General features: G+C 43.8%; 24 protein-coding genes. 22 read left to right on the top strand and 2 right to left on the bottom strand.

Annotated features, from left to right (window positions below; all coding sequences use genetic code 11):
* From NIT79A3_RS06900 to NIT79A3_RS06800, 22 genes are all read left to right on the top strand, one after another.
* Complete coding sequence (locus NIT79A3_RS06900) at nt 1-573, top strand: hypothetical protein (protein WP_013965495.1); 573 nt, start codon at nt 1-3, stop codon at nt 571-573.
* A gap of 15 nt (nt 574-588) precedes the next feature.
* A complete protein-coding gene (rdgC, locus tag NIT79A3_RS06895) occupies nt 589-1,476 on the top strand; it encodes a recombination-associated protein RdgC (RefSeq protein ID WP_013965494.1) in 888 nt (295 codons plus the stop codon).
* A 2-nt stretch (nt 1,477-1,478) separates the two neighbouring features.
* Nucleotides 1,479-1,781 carry a hypothetical protein gene (locus NIT79A3_RS06890; RefSeq protein WP_013965493.1) on the top strand — a complete coding sequence of 101 codons (303 nt, stop codon included), beginning with the start codon at nt 1,479-1,481 and terminating at the stop codon, nt 1,779-1,781.
* A 2-nt stretch (nt 1,782-1,783) separates the two neighbouring features.
* The gene (locus NIT79A3_RS06885) at nt 1,784-3,502 is read left to right on the top strand and encodes an AAA family ATPase (protein WP_013965492.1); all 1,719 of its coding nucleotides are present in this window, start codon (nt 1,784-1,786) and stop codon (nt 3,500-3,502) included.
* A gap of 3 nt (nt 3,503-3,505) precedes the next feature.
* The gene (locus tag NIT79A3_RS18660; RefSeq protein ID WP_013965491.1) at nt 3,506-3,673 is read left to right on the top strand and encodes a hypothetical protein; all 168 of its coding nucleotides are present in this window, start codon (nt 3,506-3,508) and stop codon (nt 3,671-3,673) included.
* The gene (locus NIT79A3_RS06880; RefSeq protein ID WP_013965490.1) at nt 3,666-4,307 is read left to right on the top strand and encodes a hypothetical protein; all 642 of its coding nucleotides are present in this window, start codon (nt 3,666-3,668) and stop codon (nt 4,305-4,307) included. The genes NIT79A3_RS18660 and NIT79A3_RS06880 overlap by 8 nt, the downstream gene beginning before the upstream one ends.
* Nucleotides 4,294-4,857: a hypothetical protein gene (locus tag NIT79A3_RS06875; RefSeq protein WP_013965489.1), complete on the top strand. Its 564-nt coding sequence runs from the start codon at nt 4,294-4,296 to the stop codon at nt 4,855-4,857. The genes NIT79A3_RS06880 and NIT79A3_RS06875 overlap by 14 nt, the downstream gene beginning before the upstream one ends.
* Nucleotides 4,850-5,464, top strand: a complete 615-nt coding sequence (locus NIT79A3_RS06870; RefSeq protein WP_013965488.1) for a hypothetical protein — start codon at nt 4,850-4,852, stop codon at nt 5,462-5,464. Before NIT79A3_RS06875 ends, NIT79A3_RS06870 begins: the two co-directional genes overlap by 8 nt.
* A gap of 2 nt (nt 5,465-5,466) precedes the next feature.
* Nucleotides 5,467-5,664: a hypothetical protein gene (locus tag NIT79A3_RS06865; protein ID WP_041360217.1), complete on the top strand. Its 198-nt coding sequence runs from the start codon at nt 5,467-5,469 to the stop codon at nt 5,662-5,664.
* On the top strand, nt 5,657-5,845 hold the full coding sequence (locus tag NIT79A3_RS06860; protein ID WP_013965487.1) for a hypothetical protein: 189 nt from the start codon (nt 5,657-5,659) through the stop codon (nt 5,843-5,845). The genes NIT79A3_RS06865 and NIT79A3_RS06860 overlap by 8 nt, the downstream gene beginning before the upstream one ends.
* Nucleotides 5,838-6,218, top strand: a complete 381-nt coding sequence (locus tag NIT79A3_RS06855; protein ID WP_013965486.1) for a hypothetical protein — start codon at nt 5,838-5,840, stop codon at nt 6,216-6,218. The genes NIT79A3_RS06860 and NIT79A3_RS06855 overlap by 8 nt, the downstream gene beginning before the upstream one ends.
* Nucleotides 6,219-6,228: 10 nt before the next feature.
* Nucleotides 6,229-6,501, top strand: a complete 273-nt coding sequence (locus tag NIT79A3_RS06850) for a hypothetical protein (protein ID WP_013965485.1) — start codon at nt 6,229-6,231, stop codon at nt 6,499-6,501.
* A complete protein-coding gene (locus NIT79A3_RS06845; RefSeq protein ID WP_041360213.1) occupies nt 6,498-6,752 on the top strand; it encodes a hypothetical protein in 255 nt (84 codons plus the stop codon). The genes NIT79A3_RS06850 and NIT79A3_RS06845 overlap by 4 nt, the downstream gene beginning before the upstream one ends.
* On the top strand, nt 6,736-7,200 hold the full coding sequence (gene ssb / locus NIT79A3_RS06840; RefSeq protein ID WP_013965484.1) for a single-stranded DNA-binding protein: 465 nt from the start codon (nt 6,736-6,738) through the stop codon (nt 7,198-7,200). Before NIT79A3_RS06845 ends, ssb begins: the two co-directional genes overlap by 17 nt.
* Before the next feature lie 19 nt (nt 7,201-7,219).
* Complete coding sequence (locus NIT79A3_RS06835) at nt 7,220-7,747, top strand: hypothetical protein (RefSeq protein WP_013965483.1); 528 nt, start codon at nt 7,220-7,222, stop codon at nt 7,745-7,747.
* A gap of 42 nt (nt 7,748-7,789) precedes the next feature.
* A complete protein-coding gene (locus NIT79A3_RS18655; RefSeq protein WP_013965482.1) occupies nt 7,790-8,164 on the top strand; it encodes a hypothetical protein in 375 nt (124 codons plus the stop codon).
* Between the two features lie 159 nt (nt 8,165-8,323).
* A complete protein-coding gene (locus NIT79A3_RS06825) occupies nt 8,324-8,512 on the top strand; it encodes a hypothetical protein (RefSeq protein WP_013965481.1) in 189 nt (62 codons plus the stop codon).
* Entirely contained in the window at nt 8,496-8,723 is a 228-nt protein-coding gene (locus tag NIT79A3_RS06820) for a hypothetical protein (RefSeq protein ID WP_013965480.1), read from the top strand. Before NIT79A3_RS06825 ends, NIT79A3_RS06820 begins: the two co-directional genes overlap by 17 nt.
* Nucleotides 8,716-8,919, top strand: coding sequence for a hypothetical protein (locus NIT79A3_RS06815; protein WP_013965479.1), 204 nt, complete (start codon nt 8,716-8,718; stop codon nt 8,917-8,919). Before NIT79A3_RS06820 ends, NIT79A3_RS06815 begins: the two co-directional genes overlap by 8 nt.
* The gene (locus tag NIT79A3_RS06810; protein ID WP_013965478.1) at nt 8,919-9,245 is read left to right on the top strand and encodes a DUF4326 domain-containing protein; all 327 of its coding nucleotides are present in this window, start codon (nt 8,919-8,921) and stop codon (nt 9,243-9,245) included. Before NIT79A3_RS06815 ends, NIT79A3_RS06810 begins: the two co-directional genes overlap by 1 nt.
* Nucleotides 9,246-9,247: 2 nt before the next feature.
* Nucleotides 9,248-9,472, top strand: coding sequence for a hypothetical protein (locus NIT79A3_RS06805; RefSeq protein ID WP_013965477.1), 225 nt, complete (start codon nt 9,248-9,250; stop codon nt 9,470-9,472).
* Between the two features lie 14 nt (nt 9,473-9,486).
* Nucleotides 9,487-9,720, top strand: coding sequence for an AlpA family phage regulatory protein (locus tag NIT79A3_RS06800; protein ID WP_013965476.1), 234 nt, complete (start codon nt 9,487-9,489; stop codon nt 9,718-9,720).
* Here NIT79A3_RS06800 and NIT79A3_RS06795 read toward each other — a convergent pair.
* Nucleotides 9,707-10,903, bottom strand: a complete 1,197-nt coding sequence (locus NIT79A3_RS06795; RefSeq protein WP_013965475.1) for a site-specific integrase — start codon at nt 10,901-10,903, stop codon at nt 9,707-9,709. The genes NIT79A3_RS06800 and NIT79A3_RS06795 overlap by 14 nt on opposite strands.
* A gap of 350 nt (nt 10,904-11,253) precedes the next feature.
* Nucleotides 11,254-12,816: a glutamine-hydrolyzing GMP synthase gene (guaA, locus tag NIT79A3_RS06790; RefSeq protein WP_013965474.1), complete on the bottom strand. Its 1,563-nt coding sequence runs from the start codon at nt 12,814-12,816 to the stop codon at nt 11,254-11,256.
* Between the last annotated feature and the right edge of the window lie 3 nt (nt 12,817-12,819).

Genomic DNA, 12,819 nt, shown 5'->3' with positions numbered 1-12,819 from the left:
ATGACAAGCAATCAAGTTAATGAGATTAGCGTTCAATCCCAATCATGGATGGTATCACTGGGATGTCTGCGTCCACCTGCTGATGAGAGAAGAAATGCCTGTGTTGTGGAAGAAACTAAAAAGCCCAGAAAAAAGAGGGAGGCTGACAGAAGCAAAATGCTTGTCAAAAGCCGCCCAGGTAAAAAACTGCGTCGTGGAATATTCGCGCTACTGCGGAAAGGAATTGATGATCAGGTTCAGGTTTACGATCTGCTTTTTTATCGCGGTTTCATCAAGCCGCCAATTCCTGGTAAGCGCGGTAGCGGAATATCTAAACTAGAGTTTTGCATGTATCTGTCACAAGCAATGGTGAAACTGGGAGTGCCAAGAAAAACAAAAGGTTTCCTGTTTGTTTCGATGTACAAGGAGGGCAAAGATGTAGGGCAAATAGCAAAAGAGCTATCTACAAGCCGGGCTTTTGTAAGGTTGCGATTAATAGAGGCTGGCTTGATAGAGAAATTGCCTCAGAAAGTAGCAAAAATTAATCCACCCGCTTGGAGCAAGAGCGGAATCATATCAGCACCGAAAAATTAACATAGGAAATAAATCATGAAAAATTTAGCTGTATGCAGATCGCCAAAAGGCTGGGTACCGGACCTGGAAAAACTCAGAGAAGAAATTTCAATACCTGGCAATGTAGGTTATGCGTGGAAGGAATTACGCAACGGCGATCCATTCATTGAAGTAGGCCAAAACATCATGCTGGTTTGCGAAAAACAAGAGAAATTGTTGCCTGCCAGCGTTATTAATCGGGAGTTAAAACTGCGAGCAGCTGATTTGTGCAAAAGACTTGATGTAGCCAGACTTACAAAGAAACAGTTGTCGGAATTAAAGGATCAGGTAACTGCAGAACTGTACGCAAAAGCTTTTGTGACAAGCAAATCAATAAATGTCTGGATTAATACCGAACATGACTTGCTGTGTGTTGAATCAACTTCGAGCGCCCTTGTTGATGATGTGTTGACGCGCATTTATAAGCACCTTGGATATGAAGGCGCAATACTGAGATTTTCCAATTCAGTGGAAATGTTTATGCGCAGACTGATTCTTGATGATGATTCAAGTATTGATAATCTTTCCTTGGGCAGGAGTTGCGTTCTTGAAGATGCAGAAGCGAAAAGCAAAAGAATCACGTACAAAAATGAACACCTGGATACGGTCGCGGTTACCAGTTACGTTCTGCATGGTAAGCGCCCGGTTAAGTTAGAAATTGTACTTGGCACGGATGAATGCTTTTTCACGATTGATAACAAATCGATGATTAGCAAAATCACCCTTCCTGATCTGGTTGAGGATCGCTCTGAATTCGACACAGATGATGACTATTTTGATAACGAGTTCACTATCAGGTCAGGACAGTGCTTAAAGATAATCAATGAACTCATCAGCACTCTGGGAGAGCAGCAGCTATTGAATGAGCAAGATAAGGCGGCTTAATCATGGAAATCAGAACTTCAAACAGGTTAGATATGCATCTACGAGACCGGGAAATTGATGCAATGAAAGGGATTCTTCGGCTAGCTGCAGCTCAATTAAATAGTTCAGATGTTGTACACATGAGAGGATCTGGAATCCCAAGCCAAGCGGGTTTTTGTGCTGGCGAATTGCTTGAAATCAGAGACATGATTGAAAGATTGGGAATGAGCATTGGCGCTGATATTACCTTGACTGATTTAAACCAGAAAAAAACAAATGCCTACCAATCGATAGATAAAAATATGTCATTAATCGAGGTTAAATAATTATGAAACTAGAAATACTGAAAGTACAAAGTCTAATAGCAGCAAAACAAGTAGACCTGAAATTAAAAGCGGCAATTAACTTGATCTGCGGATCAAACGAAGCAGGCAAATCGAGCATTTACGAAGGAATTATTCACGCTCTGACGGGAGAAAGTACCCGCGTATCTAACAAAAAAGATTACAAGCACTTGGTAAATGATGGCTCAACAGTTGGCTACTGCTACCTTGAGTACGATGGCGGAAAACAAGCAAGCATAACGCTGCCAAATGGTGCCAGAGAGATAAAAGAGCAAATGCACTCAGCCCTACCCTATTTACTCGACCCCAAGCTTTTTTCTGCGGCTACCGAGGAAAACAGACGCTCTCTAATTACAGAGATAACGGCCACAAAAAGAGACGTTAATAAAATCCGTGCGAAATTGCTGGAACGCGGATGCAATACAGCAAAGGTTGACGGAATAATACCTTTTTTAATGTCAGGATTTAGCAATGCTGAAAAGCAAGCAATCGAAAATACCAAAGATGCTCGATCAAGTTGGAAAACAACTACCGGTGAAGTGTATGGCGATAAAAAAGCGGTCGCTTGGAAGGCGGCGAAGCCAGAAGTGGATCAATCAGCAGTGGCCGTTGCACAAAAAGCGCTCGAAAATATCAGCGCTGAGTTTGATGAAGAAAACAAGAAACTGGGATCACTTGAAACAGAGTTTAAAAATGCCGGTGAGAAAGACAAGGAAATTAATGGCTTGCGTGAAAAATCAGAGAAGATTGAGCGCATTGAAACCAAGTTGGCGCTAGATCGTAAAGGACTTGCCTTGATGACGGTCAAAGTAGAGGACGCACGCAGACTTTCGCAAGGATCAACGCCTGACAATATCGCGTGTAAATGCCCATCATGCGATTCTGAGTTATTTTGGAATGGTAAAGAACTTGTTAAGCGTGAAGGTGATTTGCAAGGCGATGAAGATGCTGCCGTGAAGCTTCCGGAATTAGAAAGCGCACTTACATTGCTCAAAAATTCAGTGGAAAACGGCGAGCGTGATCTTGTGGCGGCGAGATATGCAAAAGACAAGCTGGCAGAGATTGAGAAGGCAGAAAAAGAAGTAATCAGTGAAGAAATAATCAATCAACTTAAGGAAAAGATTGAGGCTCTGAGAACAAAACGTAAGGTAGCGCAAGAAGCACTGGATTTGATGAATGAAAACACAAAACTTGCTGCTACTGCCGATGAAAAAACCGAGAAAGCAGCCGGATATCACACCGATGTTCAAGAATGGGGCGCGATAGCTGCAGCACTTGCACCCGATGGGATACCCGGTGAAATACTCAAAACAGCAATAGCGCCGGTCAATGACCGACTAGCAAAAACATCCGAGATAACCGGCTGGAAACTGGTTGTTATCTCTGAAGATATGACCATCAGTTATGGCGGCAAACCATACGGCCTATCCTCACAATCGGCCAAGTGGCGCATAAACGTCATGATTGCCGAAGCAATAAGCTATGTGACCGGGCTTAAATTCTTCATGTGCGATGAATTTGATCTACTCGACAATAACGGGCGCATTTCATTTATAAAATGGGTCGATTCTCTCGCTCGCTCAAACGATATCGAAACATTAATGGTTTTCGGAACGCTGAAAACACCTCCTACCGGCTTGCCGTCAAGCATTGAGACTCACTGGATTAGCAACGGCGTTATTGGTGCTCTGGAGGCGGCTTGAACGATGATTAAAATTATCCAGCTTATTGTTTATAACGGCGCATTACTTGCGCTCTGCGATGATTCAAAAATACTTGAATATGACGAAAGATCAGGAACGTGGCTGACTTTTTCATCAATAAACTCAAAACTTCTTGAAGAACTAGCAAAGAAAGAGGCGCGCGATGAGTAACCAACATGAATGTACTCAAGAACGATTCTTGAATGATGTGAAAGACCATCAAATCAGTATCGAAAAAGATGATGGGGTACATAGATTTGTCAGGTTCAGACGTGCTGAAGGTGGTAGTTATTATTGGTTCGATTTAATTACTTGGCCTGGGAATCTGTGCATTTCTGGTGATTGCGGTACTTACGTTTTCTCGAGAGTTCACGATATGTTCGATTTCTTCAAGATGGATGATAACGACTTCAATAAGAAGAAAGGCGTGCTGCTGAATATCAATCCGCATTATTGGGGTGAAAAACTTAAAAGTATTGGAACAAATGCCGGGTATATAGAGTTTGACGCTGATATTTTTGAAGAAAGAGTCAAGAATCATTTTGAGGACGTCATGTGTGATGATCTTGGAGATGAAGAAAAAGAAAGGCTTTGGAGCGCAATTAAAGAAGATGTCCTTTATCACAAGGACGATGAGCATAGAGCGTATGACGCGGTTCATGGTTTTGAGTATGAGGGCATTGGGTTTACTGATTTCTTCGATAGTGGCGGCACCGAGGAATACACATTTCACTATATCTGGAATCTGTACGCGATTGTGTGGGGAATCATGAAATATGACGAGGCAAAAAATGCAAGCAAATAGCCCAGAAAAACCAATATTCCCAGAATCCGAGGAAGCGGCGAAATTTGTCACAGGCATTAGCGGGTGGGTTGATCGTTATGGCGGGTTCTTCGGTACTAACGAGAAATTAGCAAGATATTCTGGATCAACGCACAAGCATTGTGGATGCGGAGCGGCTATCCCGAAGAATTCATATTGCGAGCCATGCTGCAAAAATAAAAACTCGGAACTTTACTTGATTATAGAGAGGCGAGAATGGGATCAAAAAACGCCGCTCTTTTCGCAATCTCATGATAAGTATCTCTTTGATAAAGATGATCTGTTTGATTTGATGTGCGAAGCCCAAGTGACAGATCCCGATGAATTAGAGCTGTTTATCTGCGAACCAAATCACTTGGGGGAGATTGAAAGCGATTATTGGGCTGATTATTTGCCTGATGATGGTGAATTGCCACCTGAAGTTGAAGCCGCATTAGAAGAATTTAACGCTGTAATACGCAAATCAGAGCCAGTTAGTTGGAGTCCTGGGAAGTTTGCAGCAATAGTTGATTTGGAGGCAAAACATGATTGACATTAATCAATTCTGCGGAAAAGACGATATTCGCAGCCATCTAAACGCACCATTCATTGTTGACAACAGAATTGTTGCAACTAACGGACACGTAATTATCGTAATGCCAAACGACGGCAAAAACGAGTATCCGCAATGCCCGGAAAGGTTCAACGCTGCGCGGGTGATAAATATAATCGAATCAGCGACCGCATGGGTAACTGCGAATAAAGATGAAATGGTTTTGCCGGAGATGGTGCCTTGCCTGGTGTGCCGTGGCACAGGCAAGGCAAAGAAAATAAAGTGCAAAGAATGCGAAGGCGATGGCACTGTTAATGCGGAAACAGACTACAGCACATACCATGATCTTCAGTGCGCGTCATGCGGTGGAGCCGGTTATGACAACAATCTGGAAACCGATGAAACATGCCCGGATTGCAATGGCTCTGGGAAAGTATACGAGCCATACGCTTGTGTGGAAATTCTCGGAATCAATGTGCAAGCAAAGTATTTGCGGCTAATAATCGACGAGGAAAGCCTGGAATTCTCTTCCGCAAAAGAAAACGGAATGCTCGTGTTTCGGACAGGCTCTGACACAATCGGGGCAATCATGGGCTGTCGGATTTAAAAATGCCCTGCTACCTAGACAAACGATTTTGCAGCCAGCCGTGTGCGAATGCCGATTGCAGCCGGAATTTTAACGATGTCGTGATGGCGCATGCCCGCGCATGGTGGGGAACTGAAGGTGAGCCGCCTATTGATTTTTCGGATATGCGCACTGATGAGTGTGGGTTTGTGCCAATGAATGGAGACAATAAGAATGCCTGATTTTGATAATGATCACTTAAAGATGGTTGAAGAGTGCGAGTTCAATGAATCGCTACTTAACGATTGGGAATGTGATTTTATTGATTCGATACGCAATCAGATTGATGAAGGTCGGAATTTGAGCGAACGGCAGATCGAGAAGCTTGAGGATATCTGGGAAAAGGTTACTGAGAATGCATAACGAATATTACCTGCAAGACAGCAGATCATTTGTCGGCAACGACATGCTTTTCTGGAAGAAAGACGGCAAGGGATACACAACCAATTTACGCGAAGCCCATGTTTACACGAAAGATGAAGCTGTAAGACAGCACCAATGCCGGGAAACCGATATACCTTGGCCGAAGGATTACATCGATGCAAAGACACGGCCAGCTGTTGATGTTCAGTATGTTTCGGTTGAAGAGGCATTGAAGGATACCGGGATCGCGTTGATAAAACCTCAGAGACCAAAGAATGAACGGTACAGGTGTCACGGCTGCGGTGTTTTTATGAGCGAGATCGAATATTACTCAGCACCTTGCAAGAAATGTGACTGCGGTAACAGACCCTAAAGGATTAATTATGAACGATCAACACTCAAGTATGGCCATGAATGCAATCAGTCACGCTGCATTAATGGTGCAGCACAGCATACAGCAAGCAATATGCGACTATCAAAGCCCAAGCGCAATTTATCGGCCAAAGGTTTTTCCTGATGGAAATGCATGGTGCGCTTTATATGGCGACAATATACAAGAAGGCGTGTGCGGCTTTGGTGATACACCAGCAGAAGCTATTAACGATTTCAATCAACGCTGGAATGGTTGGGGTAAGTATACGAAGGATAAATCATGAGCGCACAACATAGAAAAGTAATTGTTTATGAGGGTCGGTATAGCGGAACTCCAAATCGATACGAAAAAATTGAATATGGAATCGGAGTTTTTATCCAATTCGGCCTGGCTATCGAGGAAGATGAGAAAGGATTTAGTAATTACAGCGTTGCAATTGTAGAAATGCCGGATGGGACTGTGCTTACCCCACCGCCAACTATGATCAAGTTTATTAATGACGAATCGGAGTCTGGCAATGGCATCAGTAAATAAAGTAATACTCATTGGTAACTTGGGCAAAGACCCAGAAACTCGCTACATGTCGAACGGCGATGCTATTACTAATATCACCATAGCAACGACAGACACCTGGAAAGACAAAAACGGCGAGAAGCAAGAAAAAACTGAGTGGCATCGCGTTACGTTCTACAGAAAACTGGCTGAAATCGCAGGCGAATACCTGAAGAAAGGCAAGCCTGTTTACATCGAAGGCAGGCTTGAAACCCGGAAATGGACTGACAAAAGTGGTGTGGAACGCTACACCACAGACATCATTGCAAATGACATGAAGATGTTGGGTAGCGGCGGTAGATCAGATCGTGGTGATTCTGGGAATGATGATGGTTTTGAGCAAAGCAGATCATCCGCGCCAGCCGGGTCCAAGAGCCGCACACCGGCAGGAACCGGGTTTGATGACATGGATGATGATATCCCGTTCTAGCGGGTACCAGGAGAGCTATATGGGCTGGAAAAACGTAAAAGAGCATTACCGCATTGAGCATATCGTGCACGTGACTGATGAAGGTATCTGCATAGGATCACAATACGCCAGTGAATTGATTGTAATTGGTTTGGACGGGAAGTTAATTAAGAAAAGTTCACTTATTTCTGACAATGAAAGCGGCAATCTTGGGCGGTATCTTAAAGAAATGAATAGCGATCTCTTAATGCTAGAGAGTCTAGTTAAATCTGAGGACAAATTCGATAAATCGATCACGGTTTATACCTATGACGGTGGGGAAATTATCGAAAAGCAATGCGAGATTCCTGGATGGCCGAACGTTACTCATGACGGCGATTTGATGTATGAGAACACATATTCAACTGACAGAGAATTTATTGTGGCGGAGGCGAAATGTAGCGCTGCTACGGATATAAAATTTATTGGAGAGGCAATAAAACGGGCAGAAATTGAATTATCTGAAAGAATAAAAATGCTTGATGAGTCGAAAGCAAACCTAGCTAAATTGGAAGCTGAATATGGGTAATCAGGTCAAAGAGCATCCAATATTATTTAGTTCGCCAATGATATGAATATCGTCCCATGCCACACGTGTGAATCAGAGACAGATTTGACGTGCCGGGACTGTGAAGAACCGGTTTGTGAAGATTGCTGCGTTGTCCCGACAATTCACAACCAGATCGAGTATGCGCTTTGTAAATCGTGCGACATGGGATACGAGGTGGAAAGATCCATTGAGGCAGACAGAGAATGGAATCTGTCTGAGCAAAAACGCATCAAGAGGGAAGCTGCGAATGCCAAGCGCAAAGCCACATATTGGAAACCTGAAAATATAGAAAAGCGCAGGACGGAAAAAGCAAAAAGGAATGCTGAACGAGTTGAGCGCAACAAAGAATTGTTGGCTGAAACTTTCAGGATAGTTAATTCGATGATGGGTAGATAGCTGGAATTTAAGGTGATATCAAAATGACTCTTAAAATAATACCGAATTATAAAACTCCAAGAAAATGTTGGGGCTGCGGTTATATCTGGAAACCGGAAACTTCAATCACTAAATGCCCTGCGTGCAACTGCTATCAAACTGAGGAACTAAGGCTGGAAGATGGCTATTAATTTCGGTGAAAAGAAAAGCGACGTTGTCCAGGTTTTCAGAGGAAAAACCTTTTCTGGATACATCATCGTGCTGCCTGACGATGTTATTTTTAACGGTAATTCGATTGAAGAAATAGAGCAAGTCCTGGCAAAAATGAAAGAATTAAAGGGCGAGGTTAAAGATGTCATCAGTAATTGAAATAATTAAACAGCACTTGGTTGATAACGGTTTTGATGGACTTGTGAACGGTGATGCGGAATGTGGCTGTGAATTAAGTGACCTGCAGCCATGCGGTGAAAGCTTCGCTGATTGCAAGTCAGCGTACAAATATCCAGATCCGACAGGGGAAAGTAACTTTCTAATGTTCGAAGAAAAGCAGGAAGAATCGAAGGATGATAAAAATGCCTGACTTAAAGCATATACCTGAAAACGAGCAAGAAGGCGTACTAGGAACATTCTGGGCAATGCTGAAAGAACTAGAATCAATCGCTCATAGCAACGAAAACGATGTGATTCTACGGCATGAGGTGACCGCGTATTACAAACAGTGGAATCGCATAACCGGCGACAACAAAAGCCCACGTTGGGTAAAGGCAATCGAATAATGAAGCTACAGCGAGTTCAGCTTAAACGTACCAAAGGCTGGCGTATGCCGGAAAACACGGTGAAGGTGGACCGCACGACAAAATGGGGCAATCCATTCGTTATCGGGAAAGAGAATCCATTTATACCTGGCGCTATGGTTCAAGATAGACGACATGCTTTTGTTCTTTACCGATCGTTCGCTCAACACAACGATAAATTGATTATCGCCGCAAGAATGCAACTTGCCGGGAAGAATTTAGCGTGTTGGTGCCCTACTCCTCATGAAATGTATCAAGAGGATGAATGTCACGCAGCGGTTTTGCTGAAGATTGCTAATGAGGTTTAGGAATGCCAAATAAGTTTGAATTTGTGCAATGCGAATGCGGTAATGAACCTTCGATATTAAATATTAGAAATAGCGTACTTGGTCTTGTAGTTGCTGGCTGCAGCAGCTGCAAGACTTCAGGTCCGGCAAGAATGACTGCAATGAAGGCAATTGCAGAATGGAATAAAGGCCGAAGAGTTCTTATCAACGGCGAACAGGTTTCAAATAGCAACGTAACGATTAATTAATACAGGCAATTTATATGACGGATATATTAATGAAGAAACTAATTAACAAAAAAACATTACTTTCACTCATACCGCTGTCTGAGAAAGCCATTTATAACATGGAGAAACGCGGCGATTTTCCGAAGAGGATCGCTCTTACAAGTCGGAATGTAGCATGGGTTCTGGCTGATGTAGAGGCTTGGATTAATGAACGTCAGGAATCTGGCAAAGAGGCTACGCGCCCTGGAAGAACGGTTATCGCTTCTTGATAGTCCAACCATCAATCATGTCTGCCCAATCCTGCATCATGGCTGTGCGTTGCTCACGATACTCGGCTTTGTTGTAAACAAGCCGGGTACCACGTTGTTCATGAGCCAGGCACTTCTCAATCCAATCCGTGTTGTATTCTGCTTCATGCAATAGCGTGCTGGCTGTTCTTCTCAGATCGTGAGGCCCAAATTTTTCCAATGACTTGCCATCCTTCTGAGCCGCCTTATATACCAACTCAAGAACACGGTTCAATGTAGCGTCACTCATCGGTGCATTTGCATCGTAGCGCGAAGGCAGCACATATTCAGATCCGCCAGCAAAAGTTTTTAGCGCAATAAATATATCCAAAGTCTGGTTTGATAAAAAGACAAGGTGCGCGCGGCGTAGTTTCATGCGCTCTTTCGGTATTGTCCAAAGCGCATCAGTAAAATTGATTTCAGTCCATTTGGCATTTGTTAATTCACTTTTGCGAACCATTGTTAATAAAAGCAGCTTACATGCCACACGAAATTGAGGACCGGCAGCCACCTTGTCAAGGTATTCGTACATCAATCCGATCTCATCTGGGGATAAAGCGCGTTCCCGTGGCTGGAATACGGCTATAGTTCTTGGGCGCACCATATCAGCCGGGTTTATCACATTCTGGCCACGCTCATTTGCCCATCTAAAAACCTGCATTACAATTTCGCGCGAATGAATAGCCGTAGCTGGCGCACCGCGCTCAACTATTTTGTCGCACAAGGAACGCAAATCATCGTGATTGATCTCGGACAGTAATTTATTCCCGAACGTATTTTTTAGCTCACGCTCGTAACACGCCCTGCGCATATCGCGCGTTGAGTCGGCCATCTCTGCACTTTTTAACCATTTTGTCGCCCAATCTCCGAATGTTTTGGCACCTTTATCATGTTTTTTGGATCTCGCCTTCTCTTTTGCCGGTGATTTCCCTGATGCTATAATGCGCTTCGCCTCATGCAACATCGTGCGCGCATCAGCCAATGTAATGCCGCCTATTCCGTATTTCCCGAAAGTGATAGTTTCCTGCCTGCCGTTAAATGTGTAGTTATACCGGAATGAAATGCCACCTGATTTTGTAACCGCAACATACAAACCATCACGATCAGACACTTTGTACATCTTTTCCTGGGGCTTTAGATTTCGTAGCTTGGTATCAGTCAGCAATTTATATCCTTATTATTCAGTCCATTAAGTTATATATACATCTCAATTAATGGCATCAATCAGTCTTTTAATACCATGATTTTTAAAACCGAAAAAGTATATTTAAGTTACTGTTAATGAATGATTTATTACATATCAATACCATGATTATCCGAGATATCAACGGATGGTATTGATGGATACTTTAGACTTAAAGATGAATCATACCATCGAGTAAACCATACATAAAACTTTCTTGAGGATGCTTTCTTGTGCATGATATTACCAGACGCAATGAACAAAAAACCCGCACTGGAGCGGGTTTGGAGAGAGTTGTTACAGTTCTGTGCTAGGCATTGCGAGACATACAATCATTCCCACTCAATTGTCGCTGGTGGCTTACCGGAAATATCGTAGACGACACGATTGATACCACGAATTTCGTTGATAATCCGGTTGGAAACCTTGCTTAATAACGAGTATGGCAGTTCCGCCCAGTTGGCGGTCATGAAATCCTGGGTTTGCACCGCTCTGAGGGCTATAACGTATTCATAAGTGCGCCCATCCCCCATCACACCCACCGACTTTACAGGCAGAAAAACCGCAAATGCCTGCGATGTTTTCTCGTACCAGCCGGAGCGTTGCAATTCTTCGATAAAGATTTGATCTGCTTGTCTTAGTAATTCGGCGTATTCGTATTTCACTTCACCGAGTATGCGCACGCCTAAGCCGGGTCCGGGGAACGGGTGACGAAATACCATTTCGCGCGGCAAGCCAAGTGCCAGCCCCAATTCACGCACTTCGTCCTTGAAAAGCTCACGTAACGGCTCGAGTAATTTCAGATGAAGTGTTTCCGGTAACCCGCCGACATTGTGATGCGATTTGATTGTGTTTGCTTTCTTGGTTTTTCCCCCGGCAGACTCAATCACATCGGGATAAATAGTACCTTGTGCCAGCCATTTAGCATCGCTTATCTTTGCCGATTCGCGCTGAAATACTTCAACAAATTCCCGCCCAATAATCTTTCGCTTGGTTTCCGGATCGGTAATACCTAGAAGATTCCGGTAAAAATCACGGCTGGCGTCAATATGAATTACTTTCACGGTCAGGTTACTGGCAAAAGTTTCCATCACTTGTTTGGCTTCATTGGCACGTAACAGACCATTGTCCACAAACACACAAGTGAGTTGATCACCAATGGCACGATGGATTAATGCAGCAGCCACAGATGAGTCTACACCGCCGGATAAACCCAGGATTACTTGATCCTTTCCAACAGTTGCACGAATCTTACCGATCGCCTCATCGACATATCCCGGCATATTCCAATCCCGGCCAATCCCGCAAATATCGTGTACAAACCGCTCGATAATCGCTTTACCTTGCAGTGTGTGTGTAACTTCAGGGTGAAACTGAATACCATAAAACTGCCGCTTGTCATCTGCCATGGCGGCAATCGGCGTGGCAGCATTAAGGGCCATCACCTGGAATCCTGGAGGTAAAGCAACCACTTTGTCCCCATGACTCATCCAGACATCCAAAACATTGTTTCCAGCCGGATTCGTGCGGTCCTTAATTTCCTGAAATAACACACCACTTTGCGTTGTTTGTATTTCTGCGTAGCCGAATTCCCGCACCGCTGCATTTTCTACCGTACCGCCCAATTGCGCCGCCATGGTTTGCATGCCATAGCAGATTCCCAAAACCGGTATATTTAATTCGAAAACAATTTGCGGTGCGCGCGGTGTCTCATCTTCAGTCACCGAAGCAGGGCCGCCGGAAAGTATGATTCCTTTGGGCGAGAATTCCTTGATAAATTCCGGGCTGACATCATAAGGATGCAATTCGCAATAAACGTTTGCTTCACGAACACGCCGGGCAATAAGCTGTGTGTACTGCGAACCAAAGTCCAGAATGAGAATTTTTTGATGCATTAA

The organism is Nitrosomonas sp. Is79A3 (genome assembly GCF_000219585.1).
Taxonomy (GTDB): domain Bacteria; phylum Pseudomonadota; class Gammaproteobacteria; order Burkholderiales; family Nitrosomonadaceae; genus Nitrosomonas.
Note: the sequence above shows the minus strand (reverse complement) of the source record. Positions and strands in the feature narration are given on the sequence as shown.

Excerpts from the sequence above, each read along its gene's own strand:
- NIT79A3_RS06870 (WP_013965488.1), top strand. The coding sequence starts at position 4,850 with ATGATTGACATTAATCAATTCTGCGGAAAAGACGATATTCGCAGCCAT.
- NIT79A3_RS18655 (WP_013965482.1), top strand. The coding sequence starts at position 7,790 with ATGAATATCGTCCCATGCCACACGTGTGAATCAGAGACAGATTTGACG.
- NIT79A3_RS06850 (WP_013965485.1), top strand. The coding sequence starts at position 6,229 with ATGAACGATCAACACTCAAGTATGGCCATGAATGCAATCAGTCACGCT.
- NIT79A3_RS06845 (WP_041360213.1), top strand. The coding sequence starts at position 6,498 with ATGAGCGCACAACATAGAAAAGTAATTGTTTATGAGGGTCGGTATAGC.
- NIT79A3_RS06835 (WP_013965483.1), top strand. The coding sequence starts at position 7,220 with ATGGGCTGGAAAAACGTAAAAGAGCATTACCGCATTGAGCATATCGTG.
- rdgC (WP_013965494.1), top strand. The coding sequence starts at position 589 with ATGAAAAATTTAGCTGTATGCAGATCGCCAAAAGGCTGGGTACCGGAC.
- NIT79A3_RS06885 (WP_013965492.1), top strand. The coding sequence starts at position 1,784 with ATGAAACTAGAAATACTGAAAGTACAAAGTCTAATAGCAGCAAAACAA.
- NIT79A3_RS06890 (WP_013965493.1), top strand. The coding sequence starts at position 1,479 with ATGGAAATCAGAACTTCAAACAGGTTAGATATGCATCTACGAGACCGG.
- NIT79A3_RS06805 (WP_013965477.1), top strand. The coding sequence starts at position 9,248 with ATGCCAAATAAGTTTGAATTTGTGCAATGCGAATGCGGTAATGAACCT.
- guaA (WP_013965474.1), bottom strand. The coding sequence starts at position 12,816 with ATGCATCAAAAAATTCTCATTCTGGACTTTGGTTCGCAGTACACACAG.
- NIT79A3_RS06815 (WP_013965479.1), top strand. The coding sequence starts at position 8,716 with ATGCCTGACTTAAAGCATATACCTGAAAACGAGCAAGAAGGCGTACTA.
- NIT79A3_RS18660 (WP_013965491.1), top strand. The coding sequence starts at position 3,506 with ATGATTAAAATTATCCAGCTTATTGTTTATAACGGCGCATTACTTGCG.
- NIT79A3_RS06860 (WP_013965487.1), top strand. The coding sequence starts at position 5,657 with ATGCCTGATTTTGATAATGATCACTTAAAGATGGTTGAAGAGTGCGAG.
- NIT79A3_RS06900 (WP_013965495.1), top strand. The coding sequence starts at position 1 with ATGACAAGCAATCAAGTTAATGAGATTAGCGTTCAATCCCAATCATGG.
- NIT79A3_RS06865 (WP_041360217.1), top strand. The coding sequence starts at position 5,467 with ATGCCCTGCTACCTAGACAAACGATTTTGCAGCCAGCCGTGTGCGAAT.
- NIT79A3_RS06875 (WP_013965489.1), top strand. The coding sequence starts at position 4,294 with ATGCAAGCAAATAGCCCAGAAAAACCAATATTCCCAGAATCCGAGGAA.
- ssb (WP_013965484.1), top strand. The coding sequence starts at position 6,736 with ATGGCATCAGTAAATAAAGTAATACTCATTGGTAACTTGGGCAAAGAC.
- NIT79A3_RS06880 (WP_013965490.1), top strand. The coding sequence starts at position 3,666 with ATGAGTAACCAACATGAATGTACTCAAGAACGATTCTTGAATGATGTG.
- NIT79A3_RS06800 (WP_013965476.1), top strand. The coding sequence starts at position 9,487 with ATGACGGATATATTAATGAAGAAACTAATTAACAAAAAAACATTACTT.
- NIT79A3_RS06825 (WP_013965481.1), top strand. The coding sequence starts at position 8,324 with ATGGCTATTAATTTCGGTGAAAAGAAAAGCGACGTTGTCCAGGTTTTC.
- NIT79A3_RS06855 (WP_013965486.1), top strand. The coding sequence starts at position 5,838 with ATGCATAACGAATATTACCTGCAAGACAGCAGATCATTTGTCGGCAAC.
- NIT79A3_RS06820 (WP_013965480.1), top strand. The coding sequence starts at position 8,496 with ATGTCATCAGTAATTGAAATAATTAAACAGCACTTGGTTGATAACGGT.
- NIT79A3_RS06810 (WP_013965478.1), top strand. The coding sequence starts at position 8,919 with ATGAAGCTACAGCGAGTTCAGCTTAAACGTACCAAAGGCTGGCGTATG.